This is a genomic window from Amycolatopsis sp. WAC 04169, from assembly GCF_003947535.1.
Lineage (GTDB): Bacteria > Actinomycetota > Actinomycetes > Mycobacteriales > Pseudonocardiaceae > Amycolatopsis > Amycolatopsis keratiniphila.
The window spans coordinates 315,864-333,887 of sequence record NZ_QHJI01000006.1 but is presented as its reverse complement, the minus strand read 5'-3'; the positions used below and the strand labels follow the sequence as shown (position 1 = coordinate 333,887).

The window sequence follows — 18,024 nt, the reverse complement described above, 5'->3', positions numbered from 1 at the left end:
GTTCACCTCAAGAAGTGATGTAACGACTACCCGTGGTCGTGACGATGAACGGCTCGGTCGAGCGGATCATCCCTTCGATCACGCCCCGGTCCCCGACAGACCGAGGCGGCATTGCGTCGACGGCGTTCGCCGTCGCGATAGAGGGGGGCGTTCGTGTTTCTGTTGCGCCGTGAAATCGAAAGAACCGGGTGGATCAGAGCACTGATCTTCTTGCTGATCGCCGTCCTGGTAATCGGGAGCACGGAAATCGTCTCCGCTTTGCCGAAGGCCGCGGCGGCCGAGCGGATCGATCCGCGTGAGGTCGGCGTCCTGCCCTCCGACCCCGCCGCGTCGGTCCCGCCACAGGCACCGTCCACAGCGGATTTCGGAGCCACTACACGGCTTGACGGCGGTGCGGGCAGTCACTTCGACCCGCAGCGGTCGAAGCCGGTGTCGCGGTCGACGTTCGTCACCGAGTACGAAAACCCCGACGGCACCCGGTCGGTGCGGCAGTCGAACCAGCCCCTGAACGTGCAGGACGCTGCCGGGAACTGGCAGCCGGTCCAGACCACCCTGTCGACCGATCCCGCTACCAAGCGCGCCGACGCGGATCAGCATCCGCTGAGCCCGTCGCTGGCGACGAAGGCCGACGACAGTGCGGTGCTGCAGGTGGAGTCGGGTGGGCACACCGCGAGCCTCGCGATGGATAAGGCCGCTGGTTCGACAGCCGCGGTGAAGGGTGATTCCGTCACGTATCCGGAGGTCGCGGCCGGGACGGATCTGGAATACGAGGTCACGCCAGGCGCGGTCAAGGAGACCATCAAGCTCAAACGCCTACCCGCTGACGGCCGGTCGTCGTGGAAGTTCAAACTCAACACCGGTGGCCTGACCCCGAAACTGGAGAACGGCACCGTCGTCCTCGCCGACCAGGCCGGGGCGGCGAAGATCGTGATGCCGCCGATCGAGACCTGGGACTCCGCGGGCAACGGCGAGACCGCGCCCGCGATGACCGGCGGAACCTACTCCCTCGAGCAGGCCGGAACGGACTGGTGGCTCACCGTCGCCGTCGACGCGAATTGGCTGCGTGACCCCAAACGCGTCTACCCCGTCTATGTGGACCCGACCTTCACCTACGGGGTCAAGGAGTCCCATTCGTACCGTTCGGACGGCACGAACTGTGACGCCTGCGGCCTGCGGATCGGCAACAGCCAGGCCAAGGGCGACACCTACAACCGCAGCGTCTTCAACGTGGACTACACGCCGCTGTTCGGCAAGACCGTCGTCGGCGCCCGCATGGACCTGACCCGCAACACCAGCGTCGTCGGGTCGGTGAAGACCTGGAACGCGAACTTGCACCACGCGTCCGCCTTCAACTTCGACGGTGTCGGCGGCTACATGACCAGCGCCCTCGTCGGTGACGTCGGCAGCTTCGTCGGCGAAGGCTTGACCGGCTTCATCCGCGATCGCGTGAACGCCCGCGACGGCAGCGTGTTCTTCATGCTGATCGGCGCCGAGAACCCGGGAACCTGGACTTACAAGAACCTCAACGCCACCCTCACCGTCGACACCGGCAGTCCCGCCCCCGCGACCACACTTGCCGGCCCCGCGGACAACTCGGTGTCGACCACGCTGACCCCGACGTTGTCGGTGAAGCCGGTCACCGATCCCGATGGTGACGCGGTCAAGTATTGCTTCCGCATCGCAACCGGCGCGGACGGCAAGTCCGGCGTCGTGGTCGAATCCGGCTGCCTGGCCACTCCCATCTGGACAGTCCCGGCTGGAATCCTGCACGACGGTGTCGCCTACACGTGGCAGACCTCGACCTACAGCGGATCCACCACCACCACGCCCACGTGGATCGGTCACCTCAAGGTGGACCAGCGCATCGGTGACCACGGCCCGTCCCCGGTGGATGCCGCCGGGGACGGTCGACGTCAACCTCGCCAATGGCAACGTCTCCACGTCGCAGGCATCGCCGACCTTCACCACGGTCGCCGGTACGGCCGGTGTGACGATGACCTACAACTCGCAGCAGACTGAGAACAAGGGGCTCAAGGCATCGTATTTCGCCGACCTGTCCCACAACGGGCTCATCAGTGACGCGCAACAGCCGGTGCTGGTGCGGACCGAGCCGCAGGTGAACGTCGACTGGGGAAGCGACTCACCGTTCGCTCCCGCGCTCGCCGCCGACTGGTTCGTCACCCGCTGGGAGGGTTTCTTCCAGGCTCCGGTCGCGGGCACCTATCAGTTCGCCGGCGTGCACGATGACGGCGCCGTGGTGTGGATAAACGGCGCGAAGGTCTACGACGTAGGTGTTCCCAGCGACGTGAACTGGACACAATCCACCAACGTCACCCTGGCCGCGGGGCAGCGGGTGCCGATCAAGGTGGAGAACGCCGAGGCCACCGGCGCGGCGAAGATGCGCTTGTTCGTACGCACCGCGGACAACACCACGATCGCCCCGCAGATCGTCCCCGCGGACTGGCTCTACACCAACGATCTGCCCACCCTGCCGCAGGGCTGGACGCTCTCGGCAGACCTCGACGGCAACGGCTCGAGTTACACCGAAGCGAAGGTCGCGGACCAGACGATCGTGCTCACCGACGCCAGCGGCGCCAAGCACACCTGGACCAAGAAGAGCACCGGCGGATACACGCCGCCAGCGGAGGAGGACGGCACCCTCGCGCTCGACACCGCGGGAAAGATCACGATGACCGACGGCGGAGACGTCTTCGTCTTCCGCGCGGACGGCAAACTGGAAAGCCAGAGCAGCGTCAGCGACAGCCGCAAACCCGCTACTTTGCAGTACATCTACGACGGTGCGCCTTCGCGCCTTCGGGAGATCAAAGACCCGGTGTCGCAGCGGTCGCAGACTCTGCGCTACAACCGTGCGGGCGATGACTGCTACGGCGGTGTGACCCCGCCCGCGGGCGCCGATGCCGCCGCGCCTGCGCAGATGCTGTGCAGGATCAGCTACTGGGACGGCACCGAAACCCGGCTCTGGTACACCGGAGGCCGGCTGTCCCGGATCGAGGATCCGGGTTCGGAGGTCACCGATTACGGGTACAACGCCGCAGGTCTGCTGACCGCAGTGCGGTCTCCGCTGATCAACGACTGGATCGCGGCCGACCCCGCCGCACGCGCCGGAGCCACCGATGTCCGGTCCGAGATCACCTATGACACGACTTCGGGCAAGCCCAAGGCCACGAGCGTTCTCAGCCCGGCGCCGTTGCCCGGTCAAGCGCGTCCGCAGCGCGGCTTCGCCTACGACACCGCCGCCAAGACCACCAAGGTCACCGTCGCGGGCCTGAATCCCGCGAGCGGCTTCTTCTCGAAGGTCACCTACGACGACGCCGACCGGCTTCTGTCGACCACCGACGCCACCGGGAAGGTCACCAGCCAGACCTGGAACCAGAAGGACCAGGAACTGACCACCACCGATGCCGCAGGGCGGGTGTCCACCAAGATCTATGATCACGCCGACCGACTCGTGGACACCTACGGTCCCGCGCCGGGATCCTGTTTCACCGGACAGGTACCTACCGCGGCCTGCGCGGACTCCGTCCCACATAGTCGCACTGGCTACGACGAGAACGTCCCCGGTCTCGCAGTCGCCTGGTATGACAACGACAAACTCGCAGGCGTCCCCAAGGCCTACACCACCGGCCTCGGAGCAGCGGACGGCTCGTTCGTCAAGAACTGGAACAGCGACACCCCGACCGCCGGGATCCCGGCAGATCACTTCTCGCTGCGGGCGACCGGGGAGATCGTGTTCCCGGCTGCCGGGAATTACACGTTGCGCGTCCTGGCGGATGACGGAGTTCGGGTCTGGGTCGACGACCAGCTCATCATCGACGACTGGCGCAACACCACTCCAGCTTGGCGTCAAGGCGTCGTTCAGAGCGGCGCTGCCGGGCAGATCAAACGGATCCGTATCGACTACTACGAATTCGACCTGACGGCACAGCTCGAGTTGCACTGGACCGCTCCTTCCGGTGCCCAGCAAGCCGTGCCTGGCACCCAGCTTCGCCCCCGGTACGGACTCGCTACCTCTGCCACCACCTCGGAATCCGACGGTGTGCCCGACAAGGTCACGAGCACCCAGTACACCCAGCCAGGACTTGAATCCGTCTACGGACTGGCAACGAGCGCCACGGTCGGCACCGGTGCCGGCGCGGCGACGACCAAGAGCGGTTACGAGGCTCCCGGCGCGGGCTATCTCCGCAAGGTTTCCAAGACGATGCCCACTGGCGCCAAGACGACCTACACACATTACGGCGACACCGAAACCCGCACCAACCCCTGCGCCGCAGGGAGTTCCGCGGTCAACCAGGGCGGCATGCCGAAGCTCACGACGTCCGCCACGCCGGCCACTGGCCCGGCGCGTGTCGACGAGCAGGTCTACGACGCCTCCGGCCGGGTGATCGCCAAGTCCACGTCGGGTGACTGGACTTGTACGACCTACGACACCCGAGATCGGGTCGTGGAGGTGACGATCCCGGCGAACTCGACAACCGGGAAACGCACCGTCACCACCGACTACGCAGTCGGCGGCGACCCTCTCACCAGTTCAGTTTCGGACCTGAACGGCACCATCCTCACCCGTACAGACCTCCTCGGACGCACGGTTTCCTACACCGACGTCCACGGCACGAAGACCGAGAGCGCTTACGATCAAGCGGGGCGCATGTCGTCACAGCGGGTCACGCCACCCAATCCCGCAGACCCGCCTCAAATCAGTGAACCGACTTACGACGACGCAGGTCGTCTTCTGACCACCAAGCTCGACAACACCGTCCTGGCGACGTCGACCTACGACACTGCCGGTGACCTTGCGACAGTGAAGTACTCGAACGGATCAGCCTTGTCCGCGATCGGCAAAAACGCCGCCGGAGAGGTGACTTCTCTGACTTGGAGCACCAGCGACGGCAAGAATGTCGTGTCCCAGGTCCGCCGGACAAGGTCAGGAACTGTCATCGACGAGTCGCTCGATGGCGCCGATCCCCGGCCGGCGGGCCCCAACTATCTCTACGACTCCCTCGGACGACTGACCGAGGCGTACGTAGCCGGCCACCATTACACTTACGACTTCACCTCGAATGCACCTGCAAGCTGTCCGACAGGCACTCAGACCAACGCGGGTTTGAACACCAACCGGGTTCGGCTGCTCGACCAAACGACCGCCGGAACCGCCGAAACCGGCTACTGTTACGACGCGGCCGACCGCCTTCTGTCCACCATCGGCGCGGGCGCGATCAGCGGGTTCGCCTACGATTCTCACGGAAACACAACACAGTTCGTTTCCGGTGCATCGACCACCTACCTCGGCTACGACAGTGCGGACCGCCATCTCACGGCACGCGTCACCGGACCGGATCCGGCTGAGGTCACCTACCTCAGGGATGCCACGGACCGCATCGTCCGGCGCATGGTTTCCCAGGGCGATTCGGTCTCCGACGTGCAGTACTCTTTCACCGGAGCCGGAGACAGTTCGGCGTTTGCGCTGGGAAGCGACAAACGGATACTGACCCGGACCATGAGCCTTCCCGGTGGCGTCATCTACACCGCACGAGTAGCCAGTGGGACGGACCAGTCCACCTGGGATCTCCCTACGGTTCGCGGCGATCTGAGCCTCAGTTTGACGGTGACCGGAGTTCAGGCGGGGAGCCCGCGTACCTACACGCCGTTCGGAGAGCCGCTCGCTGCGGACGGCAGCGTGAATCCTGACAACATTCCCGACAACAAGCCGGGGCAAATGGATTACGGATGGCTCGGACAACACCAGCGCGGCACCGAACACGCGGGCGCCCTCGCGCTCGTCGAAATGGGCGCACGGCCGTACAGCCCGGTTCTCGGCCGGTTCCTAAGCGTCGACCCGGTCGAGGGCGGCTCCGCGAACGACTACGACTACGTCGCAGCTGACCCCGTGAACGCGACAGACCTCGACGGTACTCGCGTCCGGCACCGCAAGTACTACCACCGAAAGTACTATCACCGTTCCTACAACAAGCGCAGCTATCGCCATCGCGCCGTTCACCACAGGTACGGCCGCGCCGGCCAGCGCGGCTACCATCGATCGTCCCGGTACGCGCGCAACCATCGCGTCGTGACACGGCGCATGCACTACTCACCACGTCGGCGCGGCGGAGGCGGCGCAGGCGGCGGTGGATATTCGCTCGGTTTCTGCGACTACGCCAGCGCGGCACTCAGCGTCGGAGTCGGTCTCCTCGCGTCTCCCCTAGGCCTGTGGGGCAGTGGTGTGGCAGGCGGCGGAGTCGGCCTCGCCACAACCTATCGCTGCAACAATCCCAACGACTCGACCTATGATCCCTTCGACAAGTACAACTGGCCAACAGACTGAGCTGCCCGGGCCGCAGATTGGACGAAAATGTCAAAGAACAGCGCGGGCTACATCTTCCTGATAGTGCTGTGCGGAACAGGAGTCATCTTCTGGGTCAACCAGGCTCCTTCGATCGGGATTCCCCTGATCGGTGCCGCGATCGGCGCCCTGCTGGGCGCGGCATTTCGCTCGCGCAGCGCTAAACGACGAGATTAGTGCTGGGAACGGCAAGGTTTTCGTCGCCGCTGTTTCTCAAGGTGTGAGAGTTGCGATCTTGCCGTGGAATTACCGAGCTTGCGCAGCAAGGCGAAGTCGTGAGCGGGTGGATGACAGGTGTCTTCAGGCAGTGGCTCCGATTGATCGGTGATGCCGTCTAATGCGGTGTTGTCGGCTCGCGCGGTGAACCGATGGGATGGTTGGCGGTTCATCGGCGCAGGGGCCGCTTGTCCCGGACAAGTGTGGGCGCAGTAGCGGTTTCCTGCCAGGCTCCACTGGATCCCGAAGCCTTCCAGCGAGTCAGTCTCGCCAGTTCGACAGCCGCACGTGGAGACCTATAGCCACGTCGCCCTGAAGTCGAGCGCCGCTGGCGCAAAGCCCGCGAGCCCCGCGCGCATCGGCCCGGCGCCTGCTGCTGATCATCGAGCAGGCGCAGAGCAGCGAGATCGATCCCGCCGCGGATCTTCAGGTGATCACCGAAGATCATCGGTCCAACGAAAAAACCCTCCATGATCTGCGGGAGTTCCGCTGATCATGGAGGGTTTCGTACTGTGGAGCTAAGGGGACTCGAACCCCTGACCCCCTCATTGCCAGCGAGGTTCGATCAAGGCGCTGACCTGCGGTTATCGAGAACCCGCTAGTCGGCTGGTGCAGTTGTGCTCTGTCCGATGTGGTCTGGTGTCGTTGGGCGCAGTTGTAACCGACGGCGTGCTCCAGGACTGCTCCAGGAAAATTGGTGTGAGCGGCGGATTGATCGTGCACGCGGCAGGAGCGGCCGGCGCGGACCGTACCCCGTAGGGGACCAAAGGGAACAGGGCGACCTGGGGATGGGCGTTTTGCCGCTATACCAGCCTTACGGGAGGAACAGGAAGCCGAAACCACCAGCTACAACTACGACAAACAAGACATCATATCCGGCAACCGGCTGCGCTCCGCCCACGGCAAAGGTGTCCGGGCCATCCTGCACGCAGCCTTCACCATCTCACTCGCCCAGTACTGCTTCGACAACGACCTCCCCACCCCGGCTTCGTCATACTCGACTCCCCCCCTCGTCGTCTACCGGCCACCGGACCCGAACGACGAACCCGACAACAGCGGCGACATCCTCGACACCACCAGCCTCTCAGCCCGGTTCTTCGCTGATATCCAGACGAACTTCTCCGGCCAAATCATCATCCTGGAGAACCAGAACCCGCCGAACCACCTGGAGTCCGGGACACGGGACATCTCCTTCACCAAGAACGCAGACCACGGGCGCTACGGCTTGTTCCCCCGGGCGGGCACCGTCAGCTCAGAAGAAACAAGCGGCAAAACAGCCCTGTAAAGCACATTCACGCCAGCAGGATCTGCGCCGCGCCGAGCATGGCGGCCGCCCGCTACCCGCGGGCGGTCGAATCTGCCGCATTCGATTCACGAGGCCAAGCATTGGGCCGGCTAGTTTAGGACCTGGCGCCACTGGTGTGGCATGTCGTCAGTAGTGCGGCTACACCCCGTACGAGGCCGGGGACTTCGTGCAGGACATGTGGCTCGCCTTGTTCAGCCAGTTCGACAGGACCCGGGATGCCACGACGTCTCCGATTGGGCTCCGTTGCCGAAGTAGAGCCCGGCACGGCATGGCACGGCGCGACACCCGCCGCAGTCTGAGGTTCACGTTGACCTGCATGGATGGTCAAAATTCGGCATCTCGCGGCACTGGCTTACATGGCGGTGGAGGGGACTTGTAAACAGAAGGTCAGGGGTTCGAGTCCCCTTGGCGGCTCAAGATCAACATGGCCTTTGACCTGCTGATATGTCGCGTTATGCGAGTTGGATTCACATTTCCCTCGGCGCCATTGGGCTCCGTTTCGTCTCCGTTTTCACAGGCGTGCCGATTTCGGGTCGAGCCAGCTCAACATCGGGGACCCGCACGGCAACGGCTTCAGCGAGCTGGCGCGTCAACCCGATCGGTCCCTAGCCCTGCATCGGCGGGAACTCACAGGCTCTCCGCTTCCTTCAGCGTGATCGATATGAGATCGCCGCCCATGCTGTCGCGTTCGAGCTTGCTGCGGACGCGGCTGCGCCGCCACCCCGATGCCGTGTGCGTCTCCTCCAGATTGTGCCCCTGAGGACTGATCCACGTCCGGATCGCCAGCACTGTCCTGTCGAGCTCCACGAGCTTGAAGTAGTTGTACTTCCCGTCAACGGGGTCGAACATGTGCACACGGGCGGATTGGGTGGCCTCGAACCGGAGCCCGGCCTCCTCGGTGACCGGGCAAATCTCAGCGCTTCCATAGGCCTCAACATCGCTCAGTTCCCTCGAAGGCTCCCAGGCGAGTTCGTGGGTGAACGCCTCCTCATGCACAACGCCCTGCGCGTCAACCGATCGACGGCAGACCAGTGCTGGTTCCTCTACGCAGGGGAAGGCAGTCGTCATGATCGCGTAGTACTGGTACCGACGGTCCATCGAGTCCTCATTCTGCGAAAGCGGGCTAGCCCTGGCCACGCCGGCGTGCCACGATTTCCTTGAATCGTTCGGCTTCGTCCTCCGTGATCGGCTTCAGCCAGCCGCTCTTTCGCGCGTCGCGTACGTCCTGGTACAGATAGCTCCTCTCCCACTCGGAATCGAACGTGTACGACTGCTCCATGCTGTATCCCTGAGGGCTCTTCCACGTCCGGATGACCTGCCGCGCGTCGTCCAATGAAGTCTTGTCGTCAGCCAGCCAGGCAAAGTAGCTGTACCTCCCGTCGGCTGGTTCGTAACTGACGCCACGACCGCTCTGGATCTCTACGAGATTCAATGCCAACCTCGCTGAGATCGCGCGTGCCTCGGTCTCGAGCTGACTGGACTCTGCCTCGACCAACTCCGACGTGGCGGACCACGATGCCTCTTTGGTGTACACCTCGTCGTGCTGCCCGTCCTCGTCCACCCATCGACGGCAGATCTGTGTCGGCCCAAGTCCCAGGTCGTTGCCCCTGATGGAGATGGCGTAGTACTGGTACTCGGGACTCATGTGAACCTCGTCTCTCGATGCGACGCCTGCCCCCTGGCAGGCGTCAGGGGGCAGGTCTATTGTGGCCGTTGTCAGCCCCTGGGTACTTCCTCGATCAAGATCGCGCCGACAGGCCTCGGCACCTCGCCCCAGATCCGCCTTTTTTGCTGCTCGAGTTCCTCCTGCTCCTCTTGCAGGACCCTCAACCTCCCCTCTTTCTCCTCCCGGGACAAGTTCGTATCGTTCTCGATCACTTTCTGCGCGGCTCGGTTCGCTCGGCGGTCCTCGTAGTTCGGTGTTTCCAACGCCTTGGCGTGGAGGCCGTCCGGCGTGTGGAATTGAACCTCGAACAGCAACCCATCAGGCGTCTTGAACGTGACGTTGATGCCAGGATAACCATCGGTCTTGCCGCCTTCTGCCATGTTTCTCTTCCAGAAGTTTTTCAGCCTGACGACCTGGTAACCCGGCCCGAACTCGTTCAGTGCGGCCAGTACGCGCGACGCGTAATCGTTGCTCGCGAATGAGATTGTGTACCGGACCGAATCGTTCATCTCGTTCGCGATCGCAGAGATCGGCTTGTGGCTGGCTCCAGCTGTCTCGGGTTGCAGTTCCTCGAACAGCTTTCGCTTGAGCGATTCTGCGGACTTGAGCTCGCTTCCTTGCTTGCCATAACGCTGTCCGCCGGTTCTAGCCGCAACCTGCTCGACGGACTTGGTGATGTCCGGCGCGGCCGTCTTGGCCTTGTCGAGCAGGTCGTTGGCCCACTTGTTCTCCTCCGGGCTGAGTCTGATCTTCAGCTTGCCGATGTCGTGCTTGTAGCCGTCCGGACCTTCGACCGGCTGGGGATAGCCGCCACCACAGCCAGCAGCCGCACGGGCAGCGACACCGACGACGCACTGCTTCGGCGGCTCGACTTTCAGCTTGGCGCCGTCGAGTTTCGCGAGGCCGTTCTCGATCCGCAGCGTGCCGCCTTCGAGGCGGATGGTCGCCCCGTCGACGAGGTTCGGCGATCCTTCCGGCCGGATCGTGAAGGGCTCCATCCTGTAGAGCCGCTCGTCGACGACCGCGATGGCACCGTCGAACTTGGCCTCGCCGTTGTCGAAGCGTGCTTTCAGGTTGAGGAGCTCACCGACCGCGTTCGGCAGCTTGTCGCGAACGGACTCGTGCAGCTTGACCGCATAGCGCTCCAAGCCGGCCACCATCTTCGACAGCGGGCCGGAGCCGCCGTCGATCTTCTTGGACAGTGTTCGAACGCTCTTCCACGCCGCGCCGCCGGTACCGCCCGCGTAGATGGTCGCGGCGGCGGCAGTGGCGTCGAACAGCAGTCCGCCGAACGCCTTGCCGGGGTTGGTCTGCCATTCGGGCAGGTTGATCCACATATATGGGTTCTCGATGGCGTAGATGGCGCCGTCGAGGATCGCCTTGCACTTGGACCAGTCACCCGAGTCAACGCCCGAGATGACGCAGCCGCCGACCTCCCACACGGTGACGAACGGGCTGACCGCGGCCTCGGCGAAGCCCTTGATCGCTTCCCAGGAGAATTCAAGGACCTTCTTTGTTTTCTCGTGGTACCGCGTGCAGGCTTCCTCGTCGATGCCGGAAGTGCAGAATAGCCAATCTTCGATGTAGTTGCCCACTGCGTCGAGGGCCGGGCCGATCTGGCGCTTGACCTTGTCCAGCTGCGCCTGGCATTGCGGCAGCGTCGTGGCCAGCTTGCACGCGAATGCGCCAGCCAGGCCTTCCAGCGTCAGCGCGTTCAGCTCTTGCCGCTTGCGCTCGGCTTCCGCGGTGGCGATCCGCACGGCCTCGTCGTACCGTTTGCGGACGTCGGTGACCTGGTTCAAGCGTTCGATGATCGAGTTCTGGAAGGCGTCGAAACCCTTGGCGACTTCCAGCGCGGCGCTGCGGAGCCTCTCCGCCGCTCCCGCAGCTTGGCCCGCCGCCGTGGCCGCCGAGGTGGCAGCGTTGGCGGACCGGGTCGCCAGCGTCGCGTCCGAACGGGCCGAGTTCGCCCACTGCGCGGCCGTGGCCGCCGAACCTGATGCGGCGTTCGCGTGCTGCGCCGCCGTGTTCGCCGCGTCGTTGGCTGTGAGTGCGTCCTGCGCGGCGGCGTTCGCCGCGTCGACGGCGCGGGCGGCCGCCTCGTAAGCCGGCTTGATATCGGCGACGGCCTCGTCTGCCGCTTTCTGCGCGCGAACCGCTGCTGCGGCGGCCTCGGTCGCCTTCTCTCGCGCGAGACGGGACTGTTCCTCGCTGATGAGTAGCGCTTCGGCAGTGCTTGCCAGCGCTCTGCGTGCGTCGGCGTTGATCCCCGCGTATGGCTTGAGGATGGCCTCCGCCGCCCGCACCGGGTCGATGACCAGCTCCGCGGAGGCGGCCGCGGCGGCCGCCGCGCGGTCGGCGATCATGGACTGGTATACGGACTGGTTGGCCTCACGCACTGCGGACTCGGCCTCGCGCTGCACCATCTCGGCCGCGTTGTTGGAGGCGACCGCTGCATTGGCGGCCTCTAACGAGAGGCGGTGCGTTTCGTCAGCGGCACGGCGTGCGGTCACCGCTTCCTGGTTCGCGCGCAGCGCAGCCTGATGTGCCTCGTTCGCCGCGTTCGTCGCTTTCTGCGCCTCGGCACGCGCGGTTGCCGCGGCGGCTCTGGCCCGGCTCGCCCACGCCTCCGACTGGGCGGCGGCGGCCTTGGCCTTGTTGGTCTCTCCTTCGATGCGCCGGTACTCGTCCCAGGCCTCGCCGCCGAGGTCCTCGGCTCGCTGACGCGCTTCGATCAGTTTCTTCTCGTAGGCGTGATAGACCTGGGCGTGCTGCCCGAAGAGACCCTCGGCGACCTCGAGTTCCTTCCCGAGCCTCGCGGCTTTCTGGACCGTCTCGTCCATGGCAGCCTTGTGCTGGACCGCGTTGTTGTAGGCGGTTGTGGCGTCTTTGGACTTGGCGATAGCGTGCTTGGCCGCGCCCTGCGCGTTCGCCCGCGCGGTGCGGGCGTTCGCTGCGTGTTGCTTGGCCTGCGCGGTCTTCTGGGCGGCGAGGTTCTTCTGCTGTTCGGCGCGGTCGCGGGCCGCGATCGCGATGTCTCGCTGGACCCTTGCCGCTGCGGCCAGATCGACCGCCTGCTGTGCCTGGCGTTCGGCTTCCGCGCGGTACTTGTGGGCGTTGTTCGCGTGTTCCTGAGCGTTGCGGTCCGCGTCGAGGGCCCGGCTGTCGGCGAGCGTCGCCTCAGCCGCGTGCTGTGAGGTCTCGGCGGCGAGTGCGGTCGCCTCGACCGCGTGCGTGATGCCGATGGTGACCTTGGCCCAGTCCAGGCCGTTGGTCAGGCCGGTCTCGACGAGGCGGGCCGCGGCGTTGTGGACCTGGGTGTTGATGCCTTGGGCTTCCAAGGCGATGCGGCCACCGCGCGCGGCGTACTCCGTCGCCTCGGCACGCAGTGCGTCGATGTCCTGGTTGCGCCCCTTGGCGCCGTTTGCGCGACCGGGCTTGTCCTCTTGAAAGATCTTGTCGGCCTTGTGCGCCGCCTTCACGGCCATCTGCATCGCGAACAGGCCGTCTTCCATGACCTTGACCGCGTTGATGTTCGCGCGCATGATCTCCGCGCGTGCGTCCGCCGCCGCTTCCGCGCGTCGGGCCAGGGCGTTGAGCTCGGTGATCGCCTTGTTGCGGTCTTCCAGCGCCTTCTCGATGACCTGCTGGAAGTCGTGGTCACGCTGATTCGCTTCGGCATAGCCGGTCAGGTAGAACTCGCGGATGCGGGCGTAGTCCCCGGTGAGCAGGATCGCTTCGCCCTCGACCTGCACTTGCGGTCCGCCGTGCGCGACCATGTCCCGCACGCGCCCAATGATGCGGTCCTGCTCGGCCTTCGAGTCTTCGGCGTCCTTCTGGTCCTGCTTCTCGGCGATCTCCTTGCCATAGGCGACGAAGTCGGCGATCACCTTGTCGTCGCCGGAGTCGAGCGCCGCCTGCGCCCCAGCACGCACATGCGGGCCGCCGGTCTTCGCCCAGCCCTGCACCAGCTCCCGGTTCTTCGCCGCGGTGACACGCTTGCGTTCCGCAGCTTTGGCCTTGGCCTCCGCCTCGCCGTAGTCGAGGAACCAGAGGATCTTCGCCGGATCGTTCGAGTCTAGTGCCGCCTGGGCGGCCTCTCGGACCTCGATGTCGGGCGCGTGCTTGGCGATGTCCTCGACCAGCTCACGGTTGAACTGGTCCTCGTCGTCTAGGGGAGGGGGGTCCTCCGACACGGCGGCCGTGGCCGCGACAGCCGGTGCCCTCGCGGGCCTCGCGGCAGCCTCGGCGGGGACAAGACCACCCAGCAGGGCCATGATCATCGTGAGGACCACGGCCATCACGGATCTGCGCCACACAATCGTGGCGCCAGCCGATCTCTTGTTCATGCGGTTACTGGTCCCCTCTGTCCCGATCTGTGGCCGCTGCGGCGTTCGCTCGTGCTTGTGCGGCGATCGCCTGCCAGGCGCCGGCTTGCTGGAGGGCCCACTCGGCCTCGTCGGCCCATGACGTGTTGCCCTGCTCGGCGCGGGCGATGACACTGGCCCAGTCCTGCCCGGTCGTAGCGGCGCGGGCGTGTGCGGCGACACCTGCCCATGCCGCGGCCTGAGCGGCCGCCTTGTCTCGTTCGGCCGCCCAGTCCACGGAGGATTGGCTTGCTTGGTCGTCGATCGAACGCCACGCGGCGATCGCGTCGGCGCGGGCCTTGCGGGCGAGTTCGCCGCTCGACTCGCGTTCCGCCTTCTCGGCGGCCAGCGCGGCCTCGGTCAGCAAGCGGATCTTGCTGTGCCAAACGGCGTTCAGATCGGTTGTGTTGCGGCGGAACGCCTCGTCGTCCAGCTTCGCGGCACTCGCCCAGTAATACTTGAAGAACAACCCGATCGCGACGTCGTCGCCAACCGACAACGCGCGTCCAGCGGCCGCGCGCACCTGGGGACCGGGATCGTGTGCGGCGAGCTCGGTCACGTAGTCACGATCAGCGCGGGCCTGTACGGCGATCTTCTCGTCGTACCTGTTGTCGTTGATACGGTCGAGTTCTTGCGCTTTCGCAAGCCCGTTCTGGACGTAGTCGGCTTTTTCACTGTCCGAGCCCAGCAGAACACGGGAAGACGTAGCGCGCACCGCGCTTCCGGGAATTGAAAACCGGTTGACATCGCCAATGTATCGGGTATTACGAGCTACGGTTTCCGCCGCTCGGGTTTTTGCCTTTTGATATCCGGAATCCAGGAATTCCCTGATCGCCTCGGCCCCTCTGGAACTGAGTATCGCGTGCCAGGCCTCGGCTGTTACTTCTGGGCGGTAGTCGCGCGTCGCGATCCGCCGAACTCGGCTGCGTTCCGCCTGTTCCACCTGGTCAGCCGGTTCGGTCGCGATGATGACGTCCCCGGCTGCCGCTGCGGGTGCGCCTGTCGAAACGATCCCTCCGGCAGCGACCGCGGTGGCCAGCGCCACGCGCAGGAGTGCATGACGGCCCAATTTGTTCCCCCTCAAATGAATCCCCCGAACAAACAGCCTGACGAGCGCAACGCTCGCATAATTCTTAGCACGCCTCGAACGCAGATGATCAGTGATCTAGACCACTCGCGGTTGCTGGCCCCGCGTAGAGCATGCCAGGGTTCAAGAAACAGTGACTAATGGCGTCAAGGCACCACTTACGGCGTAGTCCATCAGGCGCATTCGTTAGTCTCAAAGGGGGAGAATTCTTTGTCCAGAGTCAGTCTGGCCGGTCGCGGCGTGCGTGGAATCGCCGCACTGTCCATCGCGGTGACGTTGGCTGGTGGAGTCGCCGCGGCTCCAGCACAAGCGGCCGAGCCCACTCCATCCTCGGCGGCGTCCGCGCAGGCCGTGCAGGAGTCGACCACCGACGAGAAGGCCGCCGCCGCGCGTGAGCTCAACCTCCTCCTCACGCCCGAAATGGCGGTGATGAGCGACAAGAACTTCGTGATCACGTTGTGGCAGAAGGCCCGTGAAGGCAGTCAGGTCAAGGCTGCCGCGCTTAGGGCGTTCACCGACACGACCGACGAGCTCGCCTGCTACAACTTCATCAAGACCGGCATCTTCGATGCTGTCCGGCTCGACCAGATCGAGCTGGCGAAGAAGGCCGAGCGCGACCGCCAGCGCCTCGCCGCCGCTGCCGAGATCGGCTGGGTCACCGTCCCGCAGAGCCTTCTCGACGGCTCGCTGGAGAACTTCGTCTTCAAGCTGTGGGAGATGGCGGAGGAAGGCAGCGACGTCAAGAAGGGCGCGGCGGCCGTCCTGAAGACGGGTTCCACGGACGACCAGCGTCAGGAGTTCGTGGTCACGGGCATCTACACCGCGTCCGCCGCCGACAAGAAGCGCAAGATCGAAGAAGCCGAGCGACTCGAACGTGAGCGCCTCGAGCGCGAAGCGAACCGTGCGGCGAAGGAACGTGCCTGGGCCGCCGCGACGAAGGGGACCGCCACCGAAGAGCTCAAGAACCTGCCTGATCACGAGTTCATCTATGAGGTGATCAAGCGCGCCATCGGCCCCAAGGTCAAGGCCGCCGCCCAGACCGCGTACGACAGCCGTGACGCGGCGGCGTGGAAGGCGTTCATCTTCACTGGTGTGCACGAGGCACACCAGGTCGACATCGAGGAACAGGAGCGGCTCGACGCGATTGAGGCCGAACGTCAGATCCGGGTGATCCTCGACAAGGCCGAACGCGACGGCTACCAGCCGAACCTGGTCGCCGCGGCCCGGGCCGCCCTCGCGGGTACCACCGCCCAGCGCAACGAGTTCCTCCTCACCGGCCAGCACGCCGCAGCCAAGCTCGACCTGATCAAGCCCGCCGACAAGCGGGTCATCGAACTCCAGGGCATCCAGTCCGGCCGCTGCCTGTCGGTCGCCGGTCTGTGGGACACGCCGGGCCAGGGCGCGCTCGCCCCTGGCGCCAGCGGCGAACTGTGGGACTGCGCCCGCAGCCCGAAGCAGGTCTGGGAGCTGCAGGCCACCGGCGACAGCCAGTACCGTCTGCAGAACCTCGCGTCCAAGATGTGCTTGGACATCGCCGGTAGCAACGTGATCCAGAACCCGTGCAACGACCACACGAACCAGCGCTGGGAATTCCTGGAGAACGCCGACGGCACGTTCCAGCTGAAGAACGTCGGTTCCGGCCGGTTCGCCACTGCGGCCGACTCGGGCACCGGCAACGCGACCTTGATCGTGCAGTACACCAACACCAACTCGATCGACCAGCGGTGGCGCCTCATCGACCCGACCCACGTCTCGTGGACCGTCGAGATGCGACTCGGCACCATCCAGATCAAGGGTGTTCACTCCGGCCGTTGCATCCAGGTCGCAGGCCTCTGGGGCACGCCGAACCAGGGCGCCAACGCGGACCTTGCCGGCACGGAACTCTGGGACTGCGCCGGCGGCGTGAAACAGGTCTGGGAACTGGTCCCCTTGGGCGACAAGAAGTACGGTTTGAAGAACAAGAATTCCGGAAAGTGCCTCGACGTGCGCTACGGCGAGGTCGCCAACGGCACACCGCTGATTCAGTTCGGCTGCCACTACGGCGGTGCTCAGCAGTGGGTGTTCGTCCAGGGCGACAACAACACCCTTGGTCTCGCCAGCGCCCTGACCGGCAAATTCGCCGACGTCACCGGCTGGCAGACCGCCAACGGCTCGGGAATCTCGCAGTACGACGGCACGGGCTCGGTCAACCAGCGATGGACCATCATCCAGATGACCACCGCATAGTCACCTCAGCGAACGAACTGTGCGCCCGAGCGGGTGCACAGTTCGTTCGCTGATCCGTGGATCGACGTCCGGATAGCGACCGGCGCAGTGCAGACTCCGGCGTGTTCGTGGACGATGGTCTGCACCTCGACGAGCCCGGCAGCCTCGCAACCGGCAACTGCGCACCCGCCGGGGTGCTCCTGTGCCGAAGCAGTGCCCGACATGGGCAGGCACTACACGACACTCGAAGGTGAACGCCCCTCGTGTCAACCTGCGCGAGCGGTGCAGAGTGACTCTCGGCGACACCGGGTAGTCGCAAACTTTTAATCCGAGGGAAGCAGCAGCTCATCGACGTCGGCGGTCTGAGCGCTCCGTGTGCTCGAGGAGATCTACCCAGTTGGGCTACATAGCTGGAGCAGAGGATGTGACCCCATTTGGCAGGGTGAGGACGACGTGCTCCAGATTTGCTCCAGCTACTGAACAGTAACTGAAGTTCGGCGCGCCAATTCTCAAGTGAGGTCAACGAAAAAACCGCCCTACCTCGGCAAGTTTGCCAGGTGGGCGGTGTTTCATATTGTGGAGCTAAGGGGACTCGAACCCCTGACCCCCTCACTGCCAGTCAGGTTCACGCAAGGCGCTGACCTGCGGTTATCGAGAACTCGCTGGTCGGTTGGAGCAGTTGTGGCTTGATCGATGCGGTTCGACGTCGTTGGGTGCAGCTGTATCCGACAGCGTGCTCCAGATCTGCTCCAGGAGAATTTAGTGTGAGGGTCGGAATGGGTGCTTACCGCCTCGTCGTACTCGTCCTTCACCGCGGTG

The 18,024-nt window shown here is 64.9% G+C and carries 8 protein-coding genes; 4 read left to right on the top strand and 4 right to left on the bottom strand.

The window, feature by feature from the left end; all coding sequences use genetic code 11:
* Nucleotides 1–210 precede the first annotated feature (210 nt).
* Genes DMC61_RS41650 through DMC61_RS41155 form a run of 3 tightly spaced genes read left to right on the top strand, consistent with a single transcriptional unit; the run spans nucleotide 211 to nucleotide 6,535 of the window.
* Nucleotides 211–2,019 (top strand): hypothetical protein, encoded by a 1,809-nt coding sequence (locus DMC61_RS41650; RefSeq protein ID WP_233594838.1) that lies wholly within the window; start codon nucleotides 211–213, stop codon nucleotides 2,017–2,019.
* Complete coding sequence (locus DMC61_RS17645) at nucleotides 1,994–6,340, top strand: PA14 domain-containing protein (RefSeq protein WP_233594863.1); 4,347 nt, start codon at nucleotides 1,994–1,996, stop codon at nucleotides 6,338–6,340. Before DMC61_RS41650 ends, DMC61_RS17645 begins: the two co-directional genes overlap by 26 nt.
* A 27-nt stretch (nucleotides 6,341–6,367) precedes the next feature.
* Entirely contained in the window at nucleotides 6,368–6,535 is a 168-nt protein-coding gene (locus tag DMC61_RS41155; protein ID WP_158634109.1) for a hypothetical protein, read from the top strand.
* A 1,972-nt stretch (nucleotides 6,536–8,507) separates the two neighbouring features.
* Here DMC61_RS41155 and DMC61_RS17635 read toward each other — a convergent pair.
* The 4 genes from DMC61_RS17635 to DMC61_RS17620 all read right to left on the bottom strand — a co-directional run bounded on the left by DMC61_RS17635 (nucleotide 8,508) and on the right by DMC61_RS17620 (nucleotide 14,958).
* Nucleotides 8,508–8,978, bottom strand: coding sequence for a hypothetical protein (locus DMC61_RS17635; protein WP_125690189.1), 471 nt, complete (start codon nucleotides 8,976–8,978; stop codon nucleotides 8,508–8,510).
* Between the two features lie 25 nt (nucleotides 8,979–9,003).
* Entirely contained in the window at nucleotides 9,004–9,525 is a 522-nt protein-coding gene (locus DMC61_RS17630) for a hypothetical protein (protein ID WP_125690188.1), read from the bottom strand.
* A 71-nt stretch (nucleotides 9,526–9,596) separates the two neighbouring features.
* Nucleotides 9,597–13,847, bottom strand: a complete 4,251-nt coding sequence (locus DMC61_RS17625; protein ID WP_158634108.1) for an ALF repeat-containing protein — start codon at nucleotides 13,845–13,847, stop codon at nucleotides 9,597–9,599.
* 52 nt (nucleotides 13,848–13,899) lie between these two features.
* Nucleotides 13,900–14,958: a hypothetical protein gene (locus DMC61_RS17620; protein WP_158634107.1), complete on the bottom strand. Its 1,059-nt coding sequence runs from the start codon at nucleotides 14,956–14,958 to the stop codon at nucleotides 13,900–13,902.
* A 252-nt stretch (nucleotides 14,959–15,210) separates the two neighbouring features.
* On the opposite strand from DMC61_RS17620, the gene DMC61_RS17610 reads away from it, so the two are divergent.
* Nucleotides 15,211–17,226 (top strand): RICIN domain-containing protein, encoded by a 2,016-nt coding sequence (locus DMC61_RS17610; RefSeq protein ID WP_158634106.1) that lies wholly within the window; start codon nucleotides 15,211–15,213, stop codon nucleotides 17,224–17,226.
* Nucleotides 17,227–18,024 lie beyond the last annotated feature (798 nt).

Excerpts from the sequence above, each read along its gene's own strand:
- DMC61_RS17645 (WP_233594863.1), top strand. The coding sequence starts at position 1,994 with ATGACCTACAACTCGCAGCAGACTGAGAACAAGGGGCTCAAGGCATCG.
- DMC61_RS41155 (WP_158634109.1), top strand. The coding sequence starts at position 6,368 with ATGTCAAAGAACAGCGCGGGCTACATCTTCCTGATAGTGCTGTGCGGA.
- DMC61_RS17635 (WP_125690189.1), bottom strand. The coding sequence starts at position 8,978 with ATGGACCGTCGGTACCAGTACTACGCGATCATGACGACTGCCTTCCCC.
- DMC61_RS17630 (WP_125690188.1), bottom strand. The coding sequence starts at position 9,525 with ATGAGTCCCGAGTACCAGTACTACGCCATCTCCATCAGGGGCAACGAC.
- DMC61_RS17625 (WP_158634108.1), bottom strand. The coding sequence starts at position 13,847 with ATGGCCGTGGTCCTCACGATGATCATGGCCCTGCTGGGTGGTCTTGTC.